27 protein-coding genes are annotated in these 21991 nt (G+C 63.4%); 15 read left to right on the top strand and 12 right to left on the bottom strand.

Features of this window, described 5'->3' with window-relative positions; genetic code table 11:
- Nucleotides 1-48: 48 nt before the first annotated feature.
- The 4 genes from EJ073_RS10725 to EJ073_RS10710 form a co-directional block, all read right to left on the bottom strand.
- On the bottom strand, nt 49-1092 hold the full coding sequence (locus tag EJ073_RS10725) for an AraC family transcriptional regulator (RefSeq protein WP_126055702.1): 1044 nt from the start codon (nt 1090-1092) through the stop codon (nt 49-51).
- A gap of 10 nt (nt 1093-1102) precedes the next feature.
- The gene (locus EJ073_RS10720) at nt 1103-1933 is read right to left on the bottom strand and encodes an oxidoreductase (RefSeq protein WP_126055701.1); all 831 of its coding nucleotides are present in this window, start codon (nt 1931-1933) and stop codon (nt 1103-1105) included.
- 125 nt (nt 1934-2058) lie between these two features.
- On the bottom strand, nt 2059-2697 hold the full coding sequence (locus tag EJ073_RS10715; RefSeq protein WP_126055700.1) for an HD family hydrolase: 639 nt from the start codon (nt 2695-2697) through the stop codon (nt 2059-2061).
- Complete coding sequence (locus tag EJ073_RS10710; RefSeq protein WP_126055699.1) at nt 2697-3557, bottom strand: folate-binding protein YgfZ; 861 nt, start codon at nt 3555-3557, stop codon at nt 2697-2699. The genes EJ073_RS10715 and EJ073_RS10710 overlap by 1 nt, the downstream gene beginning before the upstream one ends.
- Before the next feature lie 83 nt (nt 3558-3640).
- On the opposite strand from EJ073_RS10710, the gene EJ073_RS10705 reads away from it, so the two are divergent.
- Nucleotides 3641-4972 (top strand): dihydroorotase, encoded by a 1332-nt coding sequence (locus tag EJ073_RS10705; protein WP_126055698.1) that lies wholly within the window; start codon nt 3641-3643, stop codon nt 4970-4972.
- 90 nt (nt 4973-5062) lie between these two features.
- Nucleotides 5063-5635 carry a hypothetical protein gene (locus EJ073_RS10700; RefSeq protein ID WP_126055697.1) on the top strand — a complete coding sequence of 191 codons (573 nt, stop codon included), beginning with the start codon at nt 5063-5065 and terminating at the stop codon, nt 5633-5635.
- 12 nt (nt 5636-5647) lie between these two features.
- On the opposite strand, the gene EJ073_RS10695 is transcribed toward EJ073_RS10700, so the two are convergent.
- The 4 genes from EJ073_RS10695 to EJ073_RS10680 form a co-directional block, all read right to left on the bottom strand.
- Nucleotides 5648-6445, bottom strand: coding sequence for a hypothetical protein (locus EJ073_RS10695; RefSeq protein ID WP_189347552.1), 798 nt, complete (start codon nt 6443-6445; stop codon nt 5648-5650).
- Between the two features lie 103 nt (nt 6446-6548).
- Nucleotides 6549-6806: a hypothetical protein gene (locus EJ073_RS10690; protein WP_126059159.1), complete on the bottom strand. Its 258-nt coding sequence runs from the start codon at nt 6804-6806 to the stop codon at nt 6549-6551.
- A gap of 348 nt (nt 6807-7154) precedes the next feature.
- Nucleotides 7155-7532 (bottom strand): TIGR02301 family protein, encoded by a 378-nt coding sequence (locus tag EJ073_RS10685; protein ID WP_126055696.1) that lies wholly within the window; start codon nt 7530-7532, stop codon nt 7155-7157.
- 73 nt (nt 7533-7605) lie between these two features.
- Complete coding sequence (locus EJ073_RS10680; RefSeq protein ID WP_126055695.1) at nt 7606-8034, bottom strand: NUDIX hydrolase; 429 nt, start codon at nt 8032-8034, stop codon at nt 7606-7608.
- Between the two features lie 115 nt (nt 8035-8149).
- Between EJ073_RS10680 and EJ073_RS10675 the strand changes: the two genes are divergently transcribed.
- Nucleotides 8150-8914, top strand: coding sequence for an SOS response-associated peptidase (locus EJ073_RS10675; protein WP_126055694.1), 765 nt, complete (start codon nt 8150-8152; stop codon nt 8912-8914).
- Between the two features lie 79 nt (nt 8915-8993).
- Here EJ073_RS10675 and EJ073_RS10670 read toward each other — a convergent pair whose 3' ends face one another.
- On the bottom strand, nt 8994-9149 hold the full coding sequence (locus EJ073_RS10670) for a hypothetical protein (protein WP_126055693.1): 156 nt from the start codon (nt 9147-9149) through the stop codon (nt 8994-8996).
- A 391-nt stretch (nt 9150-9540) separates the two neighbouring features.
- Here EJ073_RS10670 and cysS point away from each other — a divergent pair, with 391 nt between their 5' ends.
- The 10 genes from cysS (at nt 9541) to EJ073_RS10615 (ending at nt 18006) form a co-directional block, all read left to right on the top strand.
- The gene (gene cysS / locus EJ073_RS10665; RefSeq protein WP_126055692.1) at nt 9541-10974 is read left to right on the top strand and encodes a cysteine--tRNA ligase; all 1434 of its coding nucleotides are present in this window, start codon (nt 9541-9543) and stop codon (nt 10972-10974) included.
- 176 nt (nt 10975-11150) lie between these two features.
- Nucleotides 11151-11558: a DUF559 domain-containing protein gene (locus EJ073_RS10660; protein WP_126055691.1), complete on the top strand. Its 408-nt coding sequence runs from the start codon at nt 11151-11153 to the stop codon at nt 11556-11558.
- A complete protein-coding gene (locus tag EJ073_RS10655; RefSeq protein ID WP_126055690.1) occupies nt 11555-11941 on the top strand; it encodes a VOC family protein in 387 nt (128 codons plus the stop codon). Before EJ073_RS10660 ends, EJ073_RS10655 begins: the two co-directional genes overlap by 4 nt.
- A 6-nt stretch (nt 11942-11947) precedes the next feature.
- A complete protein-coding gene (locus tag EJ073_RS10650; protein ID WP_126055689.1) occupies nt 11948-12439 on the top strand; it encodes a GFA family protein in 492 nt (163 codons plus the stop codon).
- Nucleotides 12436-12912, top strand: a complete 477-nt coding sequence (locus tag EJ073_RS10645; protein WP_126055688.1) for a GFA family protein — start codon at nt 12436-12438, stop codon at nt 12910-12912. Before EJ073_RS10650 ends, EJ073_RS10645 begins: the two co-directional genes overlap by 4 nt.
- Before the next feature lie 5 nt (nt 12913-12917).
- The gene (pip, locus tag EJ073_RS10640) at nt 12918-13877 is read left to right on the top strand and encodes a prolyl aminopeptidase (RefSeq protein WP_126055687.1); all 960 of its coding nucleotides are present in this window, start codon (nt 12918-12920) and stop codon (nt 13875-13877) included.
- 185 nt (nt 13878-14062) lie between these two features.
- Nucleotides 14063-15679, top strand: coding sequence for a citramalate synthase (gene cimA / locus EJ073_RS10630; protein ID WP_126055686.1), 1617 nt, complete (start codon nt 14063-14065; stop codon nt 15677-15679).
- A gap of 4 nt (nt 15680-15683) precedes the next feature.
- Nucleotides 15684-16211, top strand: a complete 528-nt coding sequence (locus tag EJ073_RS10625) for a hypothetical protein (RefSeq protein WP_126055685.1) — start codon at nt 15684-15686, stop codon at nt 16209-16211.
- Nucleotides 16212-16332: 121 nt separating this feature from the next.
- Nucleotides 16333-17253, top strand: coding sequence for an EamA family transporter RarD (rarD, locus tag EJ073_RS10620; protein ID WP_126055684.1), 921 nt, complete (start codon nt 16333-16335; stop codon nt 17251-17253).
- Nucleotides 17254-17319: 66 nt separating this feature from the next.
- Nucleotides 17320-18006 carry a glutathione S-transferase family protein gene (locus EJ073_RS10615; RefSeq protein ID WP_126055683.1) on the top strand — a complete coding sequence of 229 codons (687 nt, stop codon included), beginning with the start codon at nt 17320-17322 and terminating at the stop codon, nt 18004-18006.
- Here the strand turns inward: EJ073_RS10615 and EJ073_RS32735 are convergent.
- Together EJ073_RS32735 and EJ073_RS10605 are read right to left on the bottom strand one after the other, a co-directional pair.
- The gene (locus EJ073_RS32735; protein WP_126055682.1) at nt 17978-18610 is read right to left on the bottom strand and encodes a CatB-related O-acetyltransferase; all 633 of its coding nucleotides are present in this window, start codon (nt 18608-18610) and stop codon (nt 17978-17980) included. The two genes, EJ073_RS10615 and EJ073_RS32735, sit on opposite strands and share 29 nt — an antisense overlap.
- 108 nt (nt 18611-18718) lie before the next feature.
- Entirely contained in the window at nt 18719-19717 is a 999-nt protein-coding gene (locus EJ073_RS10605) for a transporter (protein ID WP_126055681.1), read from the bottom strand.
- Nucleotides 19718-20068: 351 nt separating this feature from the next.
- On the opposite strand from EJ073_RS10605, the gene EJ073_RS10600 reads away from it, so the two are divergent.
- Both EJ073_RS10600 and EJ073_RS10595 read left to right on the top strand, forming a co-directional pair.
- Nucleotides 20069-20281, top strand: a complete 213-nt coding sequence (locus EJ073_RS10600) for a hypothetical protein (protein ID WP_126055680.1) — start codon at nt 20069-20071, stop codon at nt 20279-20281.
- A gap of 74 nt (nt 20282-20355) precedes the next feature.
- Complete coding sequence (locus EJ073_RS10595; RefSeq protein ID WP_126055679.1) at nt 20356-21216, top strand: hypothetical protein; 861 nt, start codon at nt 20356-20358, stop codon at nt 21214-21216.
- Between the two features lie 87 nt (nt 21217-21303).
- On the opposite strand, the gene EJ073_RS10590 is transcribed toward EJ073_RS10595, so the two are convergent.
- On the bottom strand, nt 21304-21915 hold the full coding sequence (locus EJ073_RS10590; RefSeq protein WP_126055678.1) for a TIGR00730 family Rossman fold protein: 612 nt from the start codon (nt 21913-21915) through the stop codon (nt 21304-21306).
- Between the last annotated feature and the right edge of the window lie 76 nt (nt 21916-21991).

The raw sequence follows: 21991 nt of genomic DNA, 5'->3' as shown, positions 1-21991 counted from the left end.
ATTTGCGGAGAACGCCAACGACAAAGGCGAACTCGGGGCAGCACCGGTTTAGTGCATGAGGCTGTCGGAAGCCGCCCGTTTCAGGCCGCTGAAGTTGAGTTCCCGCCAGCGGTTGGGGGTCGTGCCCTCCCACTCCCGGAATGCGCGATAGAACGAGCTCGCATCCTGGTAACCGAGCAGGCAGGCGACCTCGTCAATGTCGGCCGTTGGATCCGATAGTAATTGCCTGCCGAGTTCCTGTCGCGCCTCGACCAGAAGCTCGCGGAAGCTCGTTCCTTCCTCGGTGATTCGCCGCTGCAGCGTGCGTTCGCTCGTTCCAAGCTCACGCGCGATGTCGGAAAGCTCTGGTCTCCCACTCGCCAGATTTCTCTTCAGAACGATCTTCACCTGCTCGGCCACGGAGCTTTTTGCCAGAAGCTCGCCCAGCGCTGCAGCGAGCGCCGGTGTGAGGATATCAAGAAGCTCGGGGTTGTGGCCGGGAAAAGGGCGATCGAGATCGCTGGACCGCAGGACCAGCAGGTCGCGCCGGACGCCATAGCGGACCGGACATCCGAAGTAGTCCCGGTGTACGTGGCTCTCAGGATCGGGACGCGTGAGTTCGACACGCCAGGGCGTAAGATGCTGTCCCGTTCCCCGTCGGCCGAGTTCGACGACCATGGCAAAGGCGACGTCGGTGGCAATCGCGGGCGCCGGCTCCGTGGCGTAAAGCCATTCGGAGTTTATCGTGCATTCGCCGGCCGATTCGGCAACATTCAGCTGCTCGGGCGTGCAGAGCCGCTTGAAGCGCGCGATGCGGGCTATGCCGTCACGGTAATCTCGCGCGTGAAAGGCGGCCAGCGTGGAGGGTGGATGGATTGCGGTGTCGGCGGCCTGGACCAGCTTTATGCCCAGAGTCGGTTCCGCGGACAGTTCTTCAAGGGCCCGCCAGAGCGCGAAATATTGAGCGGTGGTGACAAAGGCTTTTTCGCTGAGGTGAAGGGTGGCGGGAAGCCGGGCCTGCCGCAACACCCCGGACGCAGGCACGCCGAGACGTTCCACGGCGTGCCAGAATGCGCGTGGCACCTTGCATTTGTCAGCCGGTATTCCGCTCATGCTCTTTCCTTCACCGCATCTGGCTTAGGATCAGGCGGTCGAACATGCGATCGCCCAACCATCTCCGGATGCCGATCATCATTTTCGCGTACTTGCCGGCGGCGTACCGCGTCCGCGGCCTGGCCGACCTGACGGCCGTCGAGACCACATCGGCGATGACGCGCGGATCGCTGCCGCGGCCATGGCCGTAGCTCGCTTTCGTCGTCTTCGCCACAACCTGGGCCACCTTCGCATAGGCGCCAGCCCCTGATCGCTTCAGCAGTCCGGCCGCGACGACATCGCCAAATGCGGTTTCGATCAGGCCAGGCTCGACAACCACGACCTTGATGCCGAAGGGTGCGAGTTCGAGCCGCAGGCTATCCGACCAGCCCTCCAGCGCATGCTTCGTCGCGTGATACCAGGCGCCGAGCAGGGTATAGATCTTGCCGCCCATCGAGGTGATGTTGACGATCGTGCCGGCCTTCTTCTTGCGCATGGCCGGCAGCAGAAGTTGCGTCAGCCGGGCCGGACCAAAGACGTTGACCTCGAACTGATAGCGCGCTTCGTCGAGTCCGATATCCTCGACCGGCCCGTAGAGACCGAACCCCGCATTGTTCACGAGCACGTCGACACTGTCGACTTCGGCGAGGACGCTGGCGACAGCCGCGTCGATCTCCGCGCCTTTCGAAATGTCCATGCGCAACGGGCGTGCCCCGAGCGCCGCGAGGTCTTCCATCCTGTCGATCTGGCGCGCGGCCACATAGACCTGAAAGCCGTCCTGAATCAGGCGCTTGGCGATTTCCTTGCCCATGCCGGAGGATGCGCCGGTCACGAGCGCTGTCTTTTTCTGTCTGTCAAACATGATTGCCTCTCATCTTGCTTGAGCCCAATCTAGGGTCGAGCAGAGGTGCCATTCACTGACAGGCCGCGCCAGCACAGTAGCAGATTACGCCAAACTTGCCGCGCCTCTCGCGCGGCAGCATTCTTTCACGTCGTGGAATTCGCAGCGACGAAAGACGGACGCTTCGCTTCGAGCGCCGTAAAGCGCTTCAGGAAAGCCGTCTGCGCCCAGGTCACCGAACGTGGCGTGAAGTCCAAGCGCTCGATGGAAAAACCGCGTGGCCGGCCGAAATACTCGGTCGCTTCCGCCGTGGAGAAGCCAGCAAGCAGCGTCGCTTCGTAGTAGGCGGCGATCTGGTCGGCGCGCTTGATCTCCTTGCGCAAGGCGGCACCGAGGTCCGCCGGCAGCGAAAAACGCAGATGGATGGCGCGCTGCAGGCGCAACTCACAATCCTTGTAGGAGCCGCCCATGACCGACTTGAACGGCGAGATCATGTCGCCGATGACGTATTCCGGCGCATCGTGCAGCAGCGCCGCCAGCCGCGCGTCGGCAGAGGCCGCCGGCACCAGTTCGCAAAATAGCGCCTCCACCAGCAGCGAATGCTGCGCGACCGAAAAGGCGTGCTCGCCGCTGGTTTGGCCGTTCCAGCGCGCCACACGGGCAAGCCCATGCGCGATGTCGGCGATTTCGATGTCGAGCGGCGAGGGGTCGAGCAGGTCGAGGCGCCGGCCTGACAGCATGCGCTGCCAGGCGCGCGGCGGCGCCCCGGCGCGATCGGCGGCCATCAGGCCTCCTCCACGCCGGCGGCGTCCTGCGGAAAGCCGAATTTGGCGAAAGGCGGGATGGCGAGCGAAACTGTGACTCCGTCGGCCATGATCGGCTGACCGGCGTCGAGCGCCGCCTTGACCCGGTCGATGCGGGCAATCGCAAGGCCGGTCGCGCCGGCGGTCGAGCCAAGCGTTCCGACAGGCCGGCCGGCGACCGTCAGTTCCGTGCCTGGACCGGGCAGGGGGACTTGCGCGGAAGCGATCAGAACACGCCGCCTGGCAGTGCCGCGATGCTGCATGCGCGAGACCACTTCCTGGCCGACATAGCAGCCCTTCCTGAAGCCGACGCCGCCGGTCTCGTCGAGCAGCACATCATGCGGGAAGGCGTCGCCGAGGGGATAGTCGGTTCCACTTTCGGCAATGCCGTTGGCGATGCGCAGCGCCTGCCACGCGCCGGCGTCGCCACCATCCGACGCGGCGCCATAGCTGCGCTGGACCGCGACGTTACGGAAGCGGGTATCGGCGTGCGTCGTTGAATCGGAATCTGAGGCGGTTGAATCTTCGTTCCACTTGACGGTAACAAGCACCTGATCCTGCTTGGCAATCTCGGCCTTGGCTCTTAGCCGGTACAGCATCAGCCGGCGCACGAAATCGTCGGCGACATCGGCTCGGCATTCGAGCAGGAAGCCATTCTCGTCGGTGCGCGAGATGAGGAAGTCGAACAGGATCTTGCCCTGCGGGGTCAACAGCGCGCCGGGCTTCGCTTCGCCGGGATTGAGCGCGTCGAGGTCGGTGGTGAGAATGTTCTGCAGGAAATGCTCGGCGTCCGGGCCTGACACGGAAATGAGGGCGCGGTCTTTCAGCAGGGCAAAGGGCATGGATGGAAATTGAGCCTGATCTTGCAAAACGGTCAGCCTTTACGTAAGCCCCTGACACTCCCCCGCAAGAGACCGAAACGCCCATGGCCACCACCTACGACCTCATCCTGACAGGCGGCACGGTGGTCAACCATGACGGCGAGGGTTTTCGCGACGTCGGCGTGCGGGCGGGGCGCATCGCCGCGATAGGCGATCTCGGCCAGGCTTCCGCCGGCGAGACGATCGACTGCAAGGGCCTGCATATCCTGCCCGGCGTCGTCGACAGCCAGGTGCATTTCCGCGAGCCGGGATTGGAACATAAGGAGGATCTGGAGACCGGTTCACGCGCGGCCGTGCTGGGCGGCGTCACCGCTGTCTTCGAGATGCCCAACACCAACCCGCTGACCACCAGCGAGGCCGCCCTTGCCGACAAGGTGCGGCGCGCCACGGGCCGCATGCATTGCGATTTCGCTTTCTGGATCGGCGGCACCCGCGACAATGCCGAAGACGTCGCCGAACTCGAACGGCTTCCGGGCGCGGCCGGCATCAAGGTGTTCATGGGTTCGTCTACCGGCGACCTGCTGGTCGAGGACGACGAAGGCGTCGCCTCGATCCTGCGCAACACACGCCGCCGTTCCGCTTTCCATTCGGAGGACGAATTCCGGCTGCGGGAGCGGCTGGGCGAAAGGATCGAGGGTGACCCTTCCTCGCATCCCGTCTGGCGCGACGAGATCGCCGCATTGCGCTGCACCGAGCGGCTGGTGCGCATTGCTAGGCAGACGCGCGCGCGCATCCACGTCCTGCATATCTCGACCGCGGAAGAGATCCTCTTCCTCGAACAGCACAAGGATGTCGCGACCTGCGAGGCGACGCCGCACCATCTGACGCTCGCCGCCGATGATTACGCCCGGCTGGGCACGCTGATCCAGATGAACCCGCCGGTGCGCGCCGCGCGCCATCGCGACGGCGTCTGGCACGGCATCTCGCAAGGCATCGTCGACGTTCTGGGCTCGGACCACGCTCCGCACACGCTCGCCGAGAAGGCAAAGCCCTATCCGGCCTCGCCATCCGGCATGACCGGTGTGCAGACGCTGGTGCCGATCATGCTCGACCACGTCAATGCCGGAAGGCTGACCCTGCAGCGCTTCGTCGACCTTTCCAGCCACGGTCCGCAGCGCATTTTCGGCATGGCGCGCAAGGGCCGCATCGCCGCCGGCTACGACGCCGACTTCACGGTCATCGATCTCAAGCGCCGCGAGACCATCACCAACGCGCAGGCCGGCTCGAAGGCCGGCTGGACGCCCTATGACGGCAAACAGGTCACCGGCTGGCCGGTCGGCACCATCGTGCGCGGTAGACGCGTCATGTGGGAAGGCGAGATCGTTACGCCTGGACAGGGCAGGGCGGTGGAGTTCTCCGAGGCGCTGGCGAGGTAGCTATTCCGCCACATTGGATTTTCCGCTCTTTCCACGGCGAACGGTGGGGTACTGCAGTTCCGTCAATGGAGATAACGGAAGATGCGTTCCATGAACGGCAAATATGCGCTCCTGAAAATCTTGCATGTCTCCGCGCTGGCCACAGTGGTCGGCTGGTATGGTTTCGGAACGCAGAGTCTGGCGCGAAATCTCGAAACGAATTATTCGGATTTCGACGAAATGGCGTTCAAAAACATGGTTATAGCAGGTGACTGCGATGAAGCATTTCATTCTATTTGGCATAGAGTGGCGACTGGTGAAGTAAGTCCTACAGAAATATTTGAAGTATATATAGAGAACGGGACAATTGTCCTGGACGATTTGCATAAATATGATATGGATCGCAATAAAGTATCATTGATGCTTCAAATGAAGATTTTTGGCCGCGGCAGCCGTGGAAGCGATGATCGATTGATGCATCGCTTGTCGTCACCGGAGATTGCTCAACCTGGGGACAAAAAAGTAAGAGCATGCCTGGCTGCCTCTAAAGGCTCTGGAGAAGCCGTGCAAGAATGCATTGAGACCGCCGAAGCCATGGGCATCACCGAAGACTTCATGAACTTCTACTTCTATGCCGACGAGGTTATGGACAATGCCGCTAGGGTGAAATGCGGAAGAAATTAAACGTGCGGATTGTCAATCTCCGGCAACAAAAAACATCCACTGGCCGGCCGGCGTAATGCCGACGCGGTAGAAGATGTAGGCGCCGAACTGCTTCATGTCGTTATAGTCGCCGGCGGTGACGATCTTGAACAGCTCGACCCGCTGCTTGGCGTCGAGCTTGTCGAGCGGCAGGGCGAAGAAATACGGCCAGACATAGAGTTCCTGCGGCGTGCCGGCATCGACATGGACGTAGCCGGCGCTCAGCACCTCTTCCATGATGGCGAGGATTTCCTGACCCTCCGAGTCGCCGGCAAGCCCCTTGAGGAAGGTGATCGGATCGCCCTCGATGTCGCCCAGCGACAGCTGTGTCATCGAATCGCCCTTGCCGATCAGCGGCCTGAGCTTCTCGATGTCGCCGCTCCGGCAGGCCTCGACGATCAGATCATGCATGCGCTTGACCGGTTCCGGCAGCTTGGCGAGGTCGTAGACGACTTCCGGCGGCGGTGCGTCCGGGTCGGAGTTCGGGCTGGCGGTACCGCCGTCGTTCGCAGGCCCTTCCGGCTGGCTCTCCTCGGGCGCGTTGCCCGGCTGGCTGGTGGCGGGCGGGGTCGTGCCGAGCGGATCGGGCATCGGCACGGCGCTGCCGGGCGGCGCCATGTCGTCATCGGCCGATGGTGTCGCCGGCGAGGGCAGGTCCTCGCGTTTGATCTCGCTCAGGGCATGGGCAGGGCTGATCGTGAGGCTGAGCGCCAGCGGAATCGCGGCGCAGAAGGCGGCAAGCCAGAGGCTGAAAACCAGGCCGCGCGGCTGGCCTGAGGTCGAAAAATTCACCGCCTGCCTCTCCATGTGCCCAAGCCCGCCGGGCTGCTCGGGCCGGTTGGGTGCCTTTGATGCAATGATGCCCAAACGGCGCGCCGCCGTCAAAGAACCGGGCTCAGTGCTTCAGCCGCTCCGGTTCGAAGGCGCCGGCGATCACCTTTTCACGCATGCGATCGAGCAGGGCAAGAGCCGAGGTTTCGCCATTTGCGCGCAGCATCTCGCCAAACGCGGTTTCAAGCGCTGCCTCGGCGATGATTTCCGGCTCGATGCCGGCCGACAGCCCTTCCGCCCACGCCTCGCTATGGCTTTCCACGGCGGTCAGGCGCTTCTCCTCCCTGACCAACGCGTCGATGTCGTTGACGGCATGTTCCATTGCGATGTCCACCCTGTTCATGCGGCGATCCTTTGTGCGGACCGGGCCTGGGCTGTCCCTTTCACACGCGGGCTTGAGTAACCGTTTGTAAATACGACATTTTTGGGGTCATACCCGACAAAATCCGTCGCGTTGCAAAAGCCTGCGTTCGATAGTTTCCAAACTTAGCCGATTAGGCCGGCGAGCGGCACCAAAACCTTCAGTTTGAGTTAATTTCACATCCGCACCGTAACGTTTCGTTAACGCTGTTGCAGAAGTGCAACATAAGGATTGCACCAAGATGGCGGCATAGACAAGCGCTGGTTCTGAAAACCTGTGGGTGGCGAGGGGGCGGGAGGCCGGATGCCGTCAGTTGCCGTAGCGCGAGGCGATGTCGCGCGACAGCGTCTCGCCTTCCTTCATGTAGCGGCTGATGGCTTCCGTAGCCGAGGCCGTGCATTGCGTATAGGTGCCGCCGAAGGAACGGTAGCCGCGGTTGAACGAAGCGATGAAGCGGGCCCGCCGCTCAGGGTCGGGGTTTTCCGATGCCAGCAGCTTTTCCATTTCGACCCGCCACTGGTCGCCCTTCTCGCCGCAGAGATTGCGCAGGAAATGAAGCGATCCCAGCACTTCCGCCAACCGCATCAGCCCTGGTTCGAACGGCGCCTCGGCGGGGAACGCCGGCCAAGCCGTCAGCGCCATGCTGGCGGCAAGGCATGCGGCAAGGAGAGGCGAGGCGCGGGTCATCGGGACCTTGTCGTGGCGAGGATAAGGCTTTGTGGCGAAACATTTTGTCGCCTGCAAGGCGATTTTCGCGGCCCTACGCTCCTGTATTTTTCTGAGACCCGAGCAATTCCTCCGCCACCTCGAAAACGTCTCCCGCCAGCGGCATGGTTACCATCTCGGCAAGCGTATAGAACGCCGCGGTCTCGGCATCGTCGCTGGCCACCGGCTCGCCGCCGGCGTAAGCCGCGCCGAACACCGTCAGCAGATAGTCGACCGCGTGATTCTCACCGCTGCCATCGATGTGGATATCGCGCAGCGGGCGGTAGCCATCTGCCCGCAACCCGGTTTCCTCCTCGAGCTCGCGCGCCGCCGCTTGCGCCAGCGACTCGCCAGGCTCGACCTTGCCGCCCGGATAGGCATAGAGCCCTTGCGACGGTGGCCGGGCCCGCTTGACCAGAAGTACCTTGTCGCCGCGCACGATCGCGACGGAAACGGCCGGTATGATCTTGCGAGCCTCGTTCATGCGCTTCGAATCGCGTCAGTTGCTGGCTGAGGTTATGGACCGGACAGCTCTAGCGGTTACAGTGCTGCGGTTCCATCGCCACTTTCACGGCGATCCCGATCGAAGAGTCAAAGCCATGAGCGGACGCTTTGCCCTTACCGCCACGCCGGAGCAGACCGCCGCCTTTCTCGGCCTGGCGGAGCTGGAGGCGTTTCCGGCCCGCTACAACATCGCACCGACGCAGCCGGTGCTGATGGCGCTTGCGGGTCCGCCAAGGGCGCCGGGTTCCAACCTGCCGGACCGGCAGGCGATGCTGGTGCGCTGGGGGTTGATCCCGGCTTGGGTCAAGGACACGCGGGAATTCCCGCTGCTGTTCAATGCCCGCTCGGAAGGGGCGGCGGAGAAGGCTTCGTTCAAGACCGCCATGCGCCATCGCCGCGCTTTGGTGCCGGCCTCCGGCTTCTATGAATGGCAGCAAGCCGGCGCGGGTGCCGCGGGCCAGCCTTACTGGATCCGTCCCAGGCATAGTGGGCTCATTGCCTTTGCCGGACTGATCGAGACCTACGCCGAGCCGGGCGGCTCCGAGATGGACACCGGCGCCATCCTCACCGCCCGTGCCAGTTCGGGCATCGCCCATATCCACGACCGCATGCCGGTGGTGATCGAGGAGCGCGACTTCGCCCGCTGGCTGGATTGCCGCACGCAGGAGCCGCGCGATGTGCTCGACCTGTTGCGGCCGGCTCACCCTGATTTCTTCGAGGCAATTCCGGTTTCCGACCTTGTCAACAAGGTCACCAACACTGGGCCGGAGATTCAGGAGCGGGGCATTGTCGGGCCGCAACCCGGGAAGGTCAGGCGCCAGAAGCCCGGCGCGGACGACAGTCAGATGACGCTATTCTAGCGAAGACTGTGGAGGCCTTCATTTCCAGGCGCTTGTTCGCGCCCTCATCGCCGGCGCCCAGCGCCGGCTGCGTGCCTGTTCAGGCAGCGCGCGGCGAGATGAACTTCTGCGCCGGCTTCTTCTTCTTCGCGGTGTGAAGAAGGGCGGCGACAATCGCGGCCGGTCCGATAGCCCTGTATTGGTTGGCGAGCGCCGGTTGCTTGGCTCGGCTCGGTTCCTGCTTGCTTCGTGGCATTGGTCTCTTCCCTGGTAACATTTCTGTGTCCGCGTTTGATGGCCGATTCCGACCAAATCGTGACGCCTGGCGATCTAGCCGGCGAAAGTTTCATCACTGTGCCGACATGTTTAATAAAATGTTTCACTGTCTCATAAGCTGTGACCCGGCGACTCGTTTGCTCAAAGTTGCGACTTGACGGCAACACTCGCCAGGGCGATAAAGCCGCGCATGAAAACGTTTTTCGCCATTTGTGGCATTTGCATTATTGGCTAGCCTCGCGCTGGTCCGGACGTTTTCGCCTCATCTTTCCCCAGATTGGACAAACGCCCCGGCCAGCAGGCTGGAGCTCGATCTGCGCCTCGGCGCGGGCCGGCTCCATCCAAGACAGTAACGGACCGGGAGGGCACGCATGTCCAACGCATCGAAGGGTCTCAGCCTCTACAACACGCTGACGCGGACGCGGGACGATTTCGTCCCCATCGATCCGCTGAATGTGCGCATGTATGTCTGCGGCCCGACGGTCTACGACTTTGCCCATATCGGCAATGCGCGGCCGGCGATCGTCTTCGACGTGCTGTTCCGTCTGCTGCGCCAACTCTATGGCGAGGAGCACGTTACGTATGTGCGCAACATCACGGATGTCGACGACAAGATAAATGCCCGGGCGCTGCGTGATTTCGGCAGCCAGATCGCGTCGGGAAAGCTGTCGCTCAACGAGGCGATCCGCCACGTCACCGAAAAGACCGCCGACCAGTATCACAAGGATGTCGCTGCCCTTGGCTGCCTCGAGCCGACCTTCGAGCCACGCGCCACCGAGTTCGTCGCCCCCCGTGCCGACGGCAAAGCCGACATGCTGTCGCTGATCGGGCAACTCATCGAGCGCGGCCATGCCTATGAAGCCGAGGGCGAGGTACTGTTCGACACCGCCTCGATGCCCGACTACGGAGAACTGTCCAAGCGCAATCTCGACGAGCAGCAGGCGGGCGCCCGCATCGCCGTCGACGCGCACAAGAAGAATCCTGGCGATTTCGTTTTGTGGAAGCTGTCCTCGCCGGAAGAGCCCGGCTGGGAAAGCCCCTGGGGCAGGGGCCGGCCCGGCTGGCACATCGAGTGCTCGGCGATGTCGGCCGCCTATCTCGGCGAGGTCTTCGACATCCATGGCGGCGGCCTCGACCTGATCTTCCCGCACCATGAAAACGAGATCGCCCAGTCGCGCTGCGCCCACGGCACCGAGGTGATGGCCAACGTGTGGATGCACAACGGCTTCCTTCAGGTCGAGGGCCAGAAGATGTCGAAGAGCCTCGGCAATTTCTACTCGATCCATGAGCTGCTGGAGACCGAGACCTTTGGCGGCCGCAAATGGCCGGGCGAAGTGCTGCGGCTGGCGATGCTGATGACGCATTACCGTGAGCCGATCGACTTCTCCGTGCGCAAGCTGGAAGAGGCCGAAAACACCTTGCGCAAATGGAAGCGCGCGGCCGATCTCGCGCCGGCGGCCGGGCAATTGCCGACGGAGGTCGTTGCGGCGCTGTCCGACGATCTCGCCACCTATGCCGCCTTCCAGCAGTTGACGCTGCTTGCCAGCGAGGCCGCGGAAGGCAACGCCGCCGCCGCGTCGCTGAAGGCCGCGCTTGCCTTCCTCGGCTTCGATGTCGGCACGGCCGAGGTGGACGAGGCGGCCATCGCCAAGGCCATCGCCAAACGTCTGGCGCTGATCGCCGAGAAGAACTGGCCTGAGGCCGATCGCATTCGCGACGAGCTTCTGGCGCAAGGCGTGCAGCTGAAAGACGGCAAGGATCCTGTCACCGGCGAGCGTATCACCACCTGGGAGGTGAAGCGGTGAGGGTGGCGCCAAGCACCCCCCTCTGCCCTGCCGGGCATCTCCCCCTCAAGGGGGAGATTGGCAGCTCCGCCGACGGCGTTCGTCTTGCGAGGTGGGTGATTGGCGAAAGCAGTGGCGACATCTGATCTCCCCCTTGAGGGGGAGATGTCCGGCAGGACAGAGGGGGGTGCCTCGCGATGACCCATTATCGCGTATCTCCCATCAATCGCGGCAATGCGCGCAAGATGCGCAAGCAGATGACAGATGCCGAACTCAAGCTTTGGAATGCAATACGCGTACACCGACTCATGGGGCTGGCGTTCCGCCGTCAGATGCCGATAGCTGGCTACATCGTCGATTTTGCATGTCCAACCAAAAAGCTGATCGTTGAGCTGGATGGCTCCCAACACGCTTCACATGAAGTTTCCGCATCTGACGCAGCAAGAACAGCCAGGCTTGAAGCGCTCGGCTGGACCATCCTGCGCTTCTGGAACGACGACGTCATCCGCGATATCGACAATGTCTGCCAGCACATCGTGATCGAGGCTGGCCTCGCCGGCGCCGATAGGCCGGCACGCGAACCAGCAAGGGAGGCAGTTTTATGATCGACCATCTCGGCATCACCGTTTCCGATTTCGACGCCTCGAAGGCCTTTTACGACAAGGCGATGGCGCCGCTCGGCGCTTCGCTGCTTTACATGGTGCCCACAGAATACACCGGCGGCGCCAAGGTCGGCGGTTATGGCCGCGACCGGCCGGTGTTCTGGCTGAGCTCGGGCAAGGACAAGCCGAAGGATCACCAGCATGTGGCCTTCACCGCGCGCAGCCGCGCCGAGGTCGATGCCTTCCATGCAGCGGCCCTTGCCGCCGGCGGCAGGGACAATGGCGGACCGGGGCTCCGCCCGCATTATCATCCGAACTACTACGGCGCCTTCGTCTTCGATCCCGACGGCAACAATGTAGAGGCGGTCTGCCATGATCCGGAGTGATCAGCCATGAGCCTCGACAACCGGCCAGTCTACACAGGCGGCTGCCAGTGCGGCGCGGTGCGCTTCCGCGTCGAGGGCGCGCTGGGCGATGCCTCGATCTGCCATTGCCGCATGTGCCAGAAGGCGAGCGGCAATTTCTATCTGCCGCTGGTCTCGGTGCGCGGCGCCAAGGTCGAATGGACGCGCGGCGAGCCCAAGCGCTTTCGTTCTTCCAGCGCAGCATGGCGCGGCTTCTGCGCGGAGTGCGGTACACCGCTGTCCTTCGAGGCGCCCGACGGCATGGCGCTGGCGATTGCCACCTTCGACGATCCGGCCGGCATCGCGCCCACCATCCAGTGGGGCACCGAGGCGAAGTTGCCTTACGTCGATTCCGTCCCGCAATTGCCGGGTGAGGAGACAATGGCCGACATCGGCTCGGCGCCTTATCTGGCGGAGCTCGTCTCCTATCAGCACCCCGACCACGACACCGACCAATGGCCGCCGGAGGAAAGACCATGACCGATCAAGTTCGAACCGGCGGCTGCCAATGCGGCGCCGTGCGCTTCCGCATCAACGGCAAGCTAGGGCGCCCGTCGATCTGCCATTGCCGCATGTGCCAGAAACAGTTCGGCAATTTCTTCGGAGCGCTGGTGACGGTGCCGAAGGACGGCGTCGAATGGACCCACGAGGAGCCGAGCTATTTCCAGTCCTCGGTCAACATCGATCGCGGCTTCTGCCGCCGCTGCGGCACGCCGCTGACCTATCGCCAGCCCGGCGCGCTGGAGATCGCCATCGGCGCCTTCGACGACCGCTCGGACCTCGCGCCGCTGATCCAGGTCAACTACGCCGTCCGCTTGCCCTGGGTGGAAAAGATATTCGAGGCGCCGGTCCTCGACGACCCCGACTTCTATCGACGGCAGGAGCAGATCATCTCCTTCCAGCATCCCGATCACGAGACGGCCAACTGGCCGCAGCAGGGCTTGAAACTATGACAGTCATGAGTGGTGGCTTGCGTACGCTCTATCCCGAGATCGAGCCGTTCGAGACCGGTATGCTCGATGTCGGCGACGGTCATAGGGTCTATTGGGAGCGCTCCGGCACCAGGGGCGCCAAGCCCGCCGTGTTCCTGCACGGCGGTCCGGGGGGCACCATCTCGCCGAAACACCGGCGGCTGTTCGATCCGAAGCTCTACGACGTCATCCTGTTCGACCAGCGCGGCTGCGGGAAGTCGACGCCCAACGCTTCGCTCGAGGCCAACACCACCTGGCATCTGGTCGCCGACATCGAGCGGCTGCGCGAGATGGCGGGCTTCGACAAATGGCTGGTCTTCGGCGGCTCCTGGGGCTCGACCCTGGCGCTCGCCTATGCCGAAACGCATCCTGAGCGGGTGAGCGAACTCGTCGTGCGCGGCATCTACACGCTGACCCGCGCCGAGCTCGAATGGTACTATCAGTTCGGCGTCTCCGAGATGTTCCCCGACAAGTGGGAGCGCTTCCTGGCGCCGATCCCGGAAGCGGAGCGCGACGACATGATGGCCGCCTACCGCAAGCGGCTGGTGGGCAGCGACCGCAAGGCACAGGTCGAGGCAGCCCTCGCCTGGAGCCTGTGGGAGGGCGAGACGATCACGCTCTTGCCGGAGCCTGAAACCAGCGGCAAGTTCGGCGAGGACGACTTTGCCGTCGCCTTCGCCCGCATCGAGAATCACTATTTCGTCCATGCCGGCTGGCTCGAGGAGGGGCAGTTGCTGCGCGACGCTTGGAAGCTGAAGGACATCCCTGGCACCATCGTTCACGGCCGCTACGACATGCCGTGCCCGGCGCGCTACGCCTGGGCGCTGCACAAGGCCTGGCCGAAGGCGGATTTCCACCTCATCGAGGGCGCCGGCCATGCCTATTCGGAACCAGGGATCCTGGACCGGCTGATCCGGGCGACAGATGGGTTTGCGGGGAAAAAATGACAGCCCGCAGCACCCCCCTCTGTCCTGCCGGACATCTCCCCCTCAAGGGGGGAGATTGGCCTTCGTCGCGGCTTTCGCAAATTTTCAACGCTGCAGGTTGTGGCGCGGCATTCGAACTGCTGATCTCCCCCTTGAGGGGAGATGCCCGGCAGGGCAGAGGGGGGTGTTCAAGCGCCCACAGAACGATGACAAAGCAACGCCTCTACCTCTTCGACACCACCCTTCGCGACGGCCAGCAGACGCCGGGTATCGACTTTTCCGTCGAGGACAAGATCGCCATCGCCAAATTGCTGGACGAGTTCGGCATCGACTATGTCGAGGGCGGCTATCCCGGCGCCAACCCGACCGACACCGCCTTCTTCCAGGAGAACCGCACGGCCAAGGCAAAATTCGTCGCTTTCGGCATGACCAAGCGGGCAGGTGTCTCGGCCTCCAACGATCCGGGGCTGGCGGCGCTCGTGCAGTCGAAGTCGGACGCCATCTGCTTCGTCGCCAAGAGCTGGGACTATCATGTGCGCGTCGCGCTCGCCTGCACCAACGAGGAAAACCTCGACTCGATCAAGGTCTCGGTCGAGACGGCGGTCGCCGCCGGCAAGGAAGCCATGGTCGACTGCGAGCATTTCTTCGACGGCTTCAAGGCCAATCCGTCTTACGCCCTGGCCTGCGCGAGAACCGCCTACGATGCCGGCGCGTGCTGGGTGGTGCTGTGCGACACCAATGGCGGCACGCAGCCGTCGGAAGTGCGCGCCATTGTCGAGACGGTGATCGCCGGCGGCATTCCGGGCGACCATCTCGGCATCCACGCCCACGACGACACGGGGCAGGCGGTGGCCAATTCGCTGGCCGCCGTCGAGGCCGGCGTGCGCCAGATCCAGGGCACGCTGAACGGCATCGGCGAGCGCTGCGGCAACGCCAACCTGATCTCCATCATCCCGACGCTGGCGCTGAAGCCGGCCTTCGCCGATCGTTTCGAGACCGGCATTTCGACTGAAGCGCTGACCGGCATTTCGAGGCTCTCGCGGGCCTTCGACGAATTGCTCAACCGCGCCCCGGAAGCGCAGGCGCCCTATGTCGGCGCCTCCGCCTTCGCCACCAAGGCCGGCATTCATGCCTCGGCGCTCGCCAAGGAGCCGGCGACTTACGAGCACGTGCCCCCGGAAGCCGTCGGCAACCGCCGCCGCGTCATGGTCTCCGACCAGGGCGGCAAGGCCAATTTCCTCGCCGAGCTGAAGCGGCGCGGCATCGACGTGCCGAAGGATGACCATCGGCTCGATGCGCTGATCGCCGTTGTCAAGGAGCGCGAGGCGGAGGGCTATGCCTATGAGGGCGCCGACGCCTCCTTCGAGCTGCTCGCTCGCAAGATGCTGCACGGCCTGCCGGAGTTCTTCAATGTCACCTCCTTCCGCTGCATGGTCGAGCGTCGCTTCGACGCCAACGGCCAGTTGAAGACGGTGTCGGAGGCGATCGTCAAGGTGATGGTCGATGGCGAGGAGAAGATGTCGGTCGCCGAGGGCCATGGCCCGGTCAATGCGCTCGACATCGCGCTCAGGAAGGACCTCGGCAAGTACCAGAACGAGATCGGCGACCTCGAGCTTGCCGACTTCAAGGTGCGTATCCTCAATGGCGGCACCGAAGCGATCACGCGCGTGCTGATCGAATCGCACGATTCCAGCGGCGCCCGCTGGTGGACGGTCGGCGTGTCGGAAAACATCATCGACGCCTCCTTCCAGGCGCTGATGGATTCGATCATCTACAAGCTGATGAAGAACCGCGACATGGCGGGGCTGGTGGCGGCGGAGTAGGCGCTTGGGCTCTTCGATCAGCTGGTTTGGCTTCCGGGGCTACGGGATCAAGGAAGCCGCGGCCTTGTTCGGCAGGGAAGTCGGCGGTTCATCGGACGATTTCGATTCGCCGGTGAATGCTTATCGCAGCGACAAGAACTGGGCGATCATCATCCTTGGCTACTGCAGCTTTCCCAATCCTCCTGACAGCTACCTGTCGGCGTTCTCGCAGGGCAGGGAACTGGTCGTCGTGCATATCGAGGAACACACGATGTTTTCTCGCGCCGAGCTCTGGAGCGCCGGTAAGAATATCTGGAGGGTTTGGCACAGCGGCGACAAGGAGGTCAGCGATCTCCAAACCACGGGAGATCTTCCAGCCTCCTTTGAAACCCTGCGGCAGCGAGCGTTTTCACAGCAGGACAAGGAAGGTGATGTCGACTATGTCTTCGACATTCCTCTCGATCTGGCGGCAGAGTTGACCGGCTTCAGGCACGATGAGGGGGCACCCGACCGGCTTTTCTTCGAGCTTGTCGAGAAACCCGCCCAGCACTGAGTTGGCACTCAGTCTCGGCACCTGGAGCGAAGTCAACCGCTTGAACCATCACCAAAAGTCCATTGATCCATCATAATTTTGTGATGGTCTTGCATGGCCGGCTGGGCCATAGCGTTGGGCCATGGTCACCGAGACAGCTCAGCTTGACGCAGATGCCAAGGCCCGCCGCGGCTTCTTCCTGGCGCTGGGCGCCTATTTCTTGTGGGGGCTGCTGCCCTTCTACATGAAGGCGGTGGCGCATCTGCCGTTGATCGAGGTGATCTGCCACCGCATCGTCTGGTCGGTGCCGATCGCCGCATGCGTTTTGGTCTGGGCCGGTCGCACCGCCGATTTCAAGGCCGCGATCCGCTCGCCCAAGAGCATCGCCATGGCGGCGCTGACGGCGACGCTGATCTCGGTCAACTGGGGGATCTATGTCTGGGCGATCGCGGTCGACCGCACCGTCGAGACCGCGCTCGGCTACTACATAAATCCGCTGGTGGTAGTCGTCGTCGGTGCGCTGCTGCTCGGCGAGCGGCTCGACCGGCTGCAGATCGCGGCGGTTGCGCTGGCCGCCATCGCGGTGACCGTGCTCACCATCGAGGCCGGCAAGCTGCCCTGGGTGTCGCTGGCGCTGGCATTTTCCTTCGCCGCCTACGGCTTCTTCCGCAAGACGCTGCCGATCGGCCCGAGCCAGGGATTTCTGCTCGAAGTGCTGCTGCTCTCGGTGCCGGCGCTTTGCTATATCGGCTACTTGATCGCCACCGGGCAGGACCATTTCGTCTCCAGCACTGGTTCCGACACCGCACTGCTGATCGGTTGCGGCCCGATCACCGCGGTGCCGCTGCTGCTGTTTGCCTTCGGCGCCAGGCTGCTGCGCCTCTCCACCATCGGCATCATGCAGTATATCGCGCCGACCATGGTGTTCCTGATCGCCGTGCTCGTCTTCGACGAGCCGTTCGGCAGGACGCAGGCAATCGCCTTCGCCCTGATCTGGGCGGCGCTGGCAATGTACAGCTGGTCGATGTTCAAGGGGCGCCAGGCGGTCCCCGCGGCAAGATAAGCAATTCCAGGAAAAGTGCGCAGCGGTTTTCCGTCCGGAATTGCGTCAAAACAAGGAGTATGCCCGGTGTACGTCTTGCACATTGCCAACAAGAACTATTCCTCATGGTCGCTGCGGCCCTGGGTGCTGATGCGAGAGCTCGGCATCCCGTTCGAGGAGCGGCTGACCCCGTTCCCGACCGGATCGAGCTTTACCCTCTACCGGGTGTTCTCGCCGAACGGCCGCGTGCCGTGCCTGGTCGATGACGGCTGGGCGGTCTGGGATTCGCTCAGCATCGTCGAATATCTGGCCGAGCGCCATCAGGGCGTATGGCCGGCGGACGCGAAGGCGCGAGCCTGGGTGCGATCGGCGGCCGCCGAAATGCATTCGAGCTTCATCGCGCTGCGCAATCTCTGCCCGATGAGCTGCGGCCTCAGCGTCGAGCCGTTTGCGATGTCCGACGCCCTGAAGCACGATCTCTTCCGTCTCGGCGACCTCTGGAACGATGGCCTGGCCCGCTTCGGCGGTCCGTTCCTCGCTGGCGAGCGCTTCACCGCCGCCGATGCCTTCTTTGCCCCGGTGGCGTTTCGGGCGCAGTCCTATGGGCTGGTTTTCGAAGGCGCCGCGGCCGCCTATCCCAAGCGGCTGCTCGACCTGCCTGCTATGCGCGAATGGTACGCGGCGGCCCTCGCCGAGACCTGGCGTGAACCGGCCCACGAGGCCGAGGTCGCCGCCGCCGGCACTGTCATCGAGGACCTGCGGGCGCCAGCGTAGGCCCCAAACCCGCGCGAGCCGCTTCAGGCGCTGCGTGGGCCGCGATGAAGGCGTCGATGGAACCGAAGAACGCCGGCTGCTCGGCGCGGATTTTCTCGTCGCTCCAATCCCACCACCGGATCGCAAGCAGGCTTTCGATTTGGTGCGCGTCGAACCTGTAGCGGATAAGCCTGGCCGGATTGCCGGCCACGATCGCGTAGGGAGCGACGTCCTTGGTGACGATGGCTCCAGCGCCAACGACGGCACCGTCTCCTATCCTGACACCAGGCATGACTATGGCGCGGCGCCCGACCCACACGTCATTGCCGATCTCGATGGGGCCATTCGTGAGCAGGTCCGATCCATCCGGCTCCTCCCTCGTCACACGAACCTTGAACGGATAGGTGGAAACGAATGATGTCGGGTGATTGGCGCTGCACATGAAAAGCGCTTCATTGGCGATCGAGCAAAAGGCGCCGATCCTGAGCGAGGAGTGCGCTCCACAGCCGTAAATCATTTTTGACTCGACGCCATAAGTCCAACGGCCAACGGACGCAAATGGCGGCAGCGCGGTCTTGTCTCGGCGGAGCCCGAGCCATGTTCTGAGCTTCCTGGCGAACCCCATGCGCATCCTCATCGAAACGGGATGCTGGCCGAAGCATCCGCGATTCCGAGTTGTGTACCACAACCCAAAATCCCGGAGTATGGTCTCCTCGGCCGGAAGGATCCGGTCCTACACGCGCCCAAGCCGCCTGACGAACAGATAGACGGCGCAAGCGACGAGCAGCGACACCGCCGTCACCACCCAAAATCCGATCGGCGAGTCCAGCAGCGGCAAGCCGCCGACATTCATTCCGAACAGGCCCGAGATGATGGTCATCGGCAAGAGCACCGCCGTCATAACGGACAGGATATAGAGCAGCTGATTGGACTGCATCGTCAGCTTGGCCATCAACTCGTCCTGCAGCAGCCGCGTGCGCGCCTGCAACTGCTCGCCGTCGTGATAGAGCGTGTGCGCCCGGTGCGAGAGCCGCGCCGCCATGTCGTTGACCGGATCGGGCAGGTCGTTGCGGTGCGAATGGTCGAGATGCCGAAACAGGCTGGTCAGCGTCGCCATCTGCCGGTGGATCACCACGAGCTGCCGGCGCGCGTCGACCAGCGCTTGCCGCTCGCTGTGCCATGCGTCGCACACGATCCGGTCCTCGATGCCGTCGAGCGTCTCGGATAGGCCGCCGAGCTCGGCCGCCATGCCGTCCAGCGACTGGCCCATGACGGCCTCGATCAGTTCCGCCGGCGAGCGGAATTTCCGCGTCCCGTTCTCGACCGCCTTGCGGATCGCGTCGACCGACTGCAGCGGCTGCTTGCGGGCGCCGATGAGCATCCTGTCGTTGAGCGCGAAGCGGAAATGGCCGAGCCCACGCGCTTCGGCCGAATAGTCATGGCGCAGGTCCGGCAGGTCGCCATAGAGCCAGTCGTCCTCAAGGTCGATATGGCAGCCATGGCTGGCGATGAGGAAGGCCTCGCGCACGGGGGCGGGCAAAGCCTGCTCGTTGGCGATCGCCTGGCGCGCGCGCATGTCGGAGATCTGGTAGCTGCGCCAGGTCCAGTGCGCTTGTGCCGCGTCCTTCGTGCGCAGGCCGTCGGCGGTGAAATGATAGAGGAAGAACAGCCCTTGCTCATCGGGCAGATAGGGCGACAGGGCGTTCTCTTCCGAAGCGAGGGCAATATTCATGGAGGCTTCGCCGGGTCTTCGACTTCAGCGCCGCGTAACTGCGGCCGGCGATGTTTCTAGCACGGGCTGCCCCGGTTTCATGTGACGGTTCCGTGACGTTGCACGCCGCGCACGCAACCGCCGCTTGCCACGATTGGCGAGTCACCATCCGTGCCCGCGTGGCCGTCAGTGCAGATAGCCGAGCAGCCAAAGAATGAGAATGATAGGCAGCGGAATCCCGATGAGCCAGTGCAGTGCGCCTCGCAGCATGACGATCTCCTGAGTTGCTGTTCTCTGAGGCAACGCCAATTCGAGGGCTTGGTTCCGAGACGGGAATCAGCTGCAGTAGATCGGCAGGCGATGGGGGAACCGATGCTCAAATGGGGCGCGATACTGGGCATCATCGGCTTTCTTGGCGGCTTCGTCGGCCTCGTCATCTTCACGCCCGAAGCCAACCACGGTCCGCTTCTCGGCATCTTCATCACCTGGCCACTCGGCTTCGTCCTGTCGTGCGGTCGGGCCGCTGGCGGCGAGGAAATAGCGGCCGAAGGTCCCGCAAATGCGATGCAGAACGCCCGGCCGTGAGGTCTGGGCTGAGGCGCTGCGAACTGGCAAGATGGCCCCTACCGCGACGTGATCCGGGAGGCGAGGGCTAGGCGATGACTTTGCTTCAATTCGATATCACCGGCGAACAGGTATCGGACGAAAAAACGGAGGAGGTCATCCGCGAGGCGGAACCGCATCGTGGCCTGGTGCGCTACCGCCCCGATGGCGGCGAGCTTTTCATTCACACGCGGGTGAACATGGCGCTTCTGCGTGCTGCAGCGTCGCTTCCGATCCTGCTCCTGAAGCTCACCCCGCGCGCAAACGAATTGATGCCGCGCGACGCTCTCTTGACGCCCAAGGGATCGAGTCGGAACTACGCCTTCCTCGAAAGGCTCTGCGAGGATCTGGCGGCCGCAGGCTGCCCAGCCTGCTATATCGCTGAACAGCATGGCGAGGGGCGCCGCGATTTCTACTTCACGACGGAGGACATCGCCGGTTTCGAGGAGGTAGCCCGCACAGCCGCCGAGGCCTTGGCCTTCCCACTCAACCTTGAGGAACATTCACTTGCCGCCGTGGCGCCGCTCATTCTTCCTGCCGAGGCGATTGGCGACCTCGGTCTGAAAATCGCCCCGGATGCCCGCATCCGGCCGACGCGCTTCGAGTTCTGGGGCGCCGAGCCCTCTCTCGCCAGGCTGCGCGCCGAATTGGAGAAGCGCGGCTATCGCTTTCTAGGACTGGAGACATTCTCCCGCGAACTCCGGATGATGAAGAGCGTGCCGATCGATGGAGAAGGGTTCCTGGCCGTGCTAAGGGAGATCGTTCCCCTGGCCCGGTCTTTGCAGTGTAGCTATTGCGGCACCGAGACTGTCGAGGGCCATGAGCAGTTCCTGCTCGCACGCCCTCTTCCCCAGCGCTATGGCGGCGTGGGGCGAGGCGGCCTTTTTCGTCGCATTTTCGGTGGCGGCGGCTCTTAAGCGCTGCCGGTTTGAGGCAGCGCTTACGTAGGCAGTAGGCAGTAGGGGCTGTCTTTCCCTATTGCCAACTGCCTATTCCCTACTGCCTTACATCTTGTCTATCACCGACTGCACGCCTTCCGTCGGCGCGTCGACGGACGAGCCGGCCACCATGATGGCGGCGACAATCGCTTCGGGGTCCGCGACCACCAGCGGTTTCACCCGGTGCGCGGTGTGGATGAAGCCCTCACCGCCCATATGGTCGAGCAGCGCCAGCATCGGATCCCAGAACCCCTTGATGTTGGCAAAGACGATCGGCTTGCGATGATGGCCGAGCTGGCCCCAGGTCATGATCTCGACGATCTCTTCGACCGTGCCGATACCGCCCGGAAGCGCCACAAAGGCGTCGGATTTTTCGAACATCCTGTGCTTGCGCTCGTGCATATTGTCGGTGATCACGAGCTCGTCGAGCCGGTCGAGCGCGGTCTCGGTTGCTTCCCTGTTGATGAGGAAGCGGGGAATGATGCCCGTCACCTTGCCGCCGGCCTTGAGCGCGCCCTCGGCGACGGCGCCCATTATGCCCTTGGTGCCGCCGCCGTAGATCAGCCTCAGGCCCGACTTTGCGAGCGAGCGGCCGAGCAGGTGGCCGGCCTTGACGTAGGTTTCATCGCGGCCTGGAGACGAACCGCAATAGACGCAGACGGATCGAATCGTGTTCATGCCGATGATTGGTGATAGGGACGGCAGACATGGTCAAGCCCGGGACAGGCTTTTTCTTGGCCGGCCCTTTTTCTTG

Origin of the sequence: Mesorhizobium sp. M4B.F.Ca.ET.058.02.1.1 (genome assembly GCF_003952505.1) — a bacterium.
GTDB lineage: Bacteria > Pseudomonadota > Alphaproteobacteria > Rhizobiales > Rhizobiaceae > Mesorhizobium.
The sequence above is the reverse complement of the archived record's forward strand: the minus strand, read 5'-3'. Positions and strand labels throughout refer to the sequence as shown.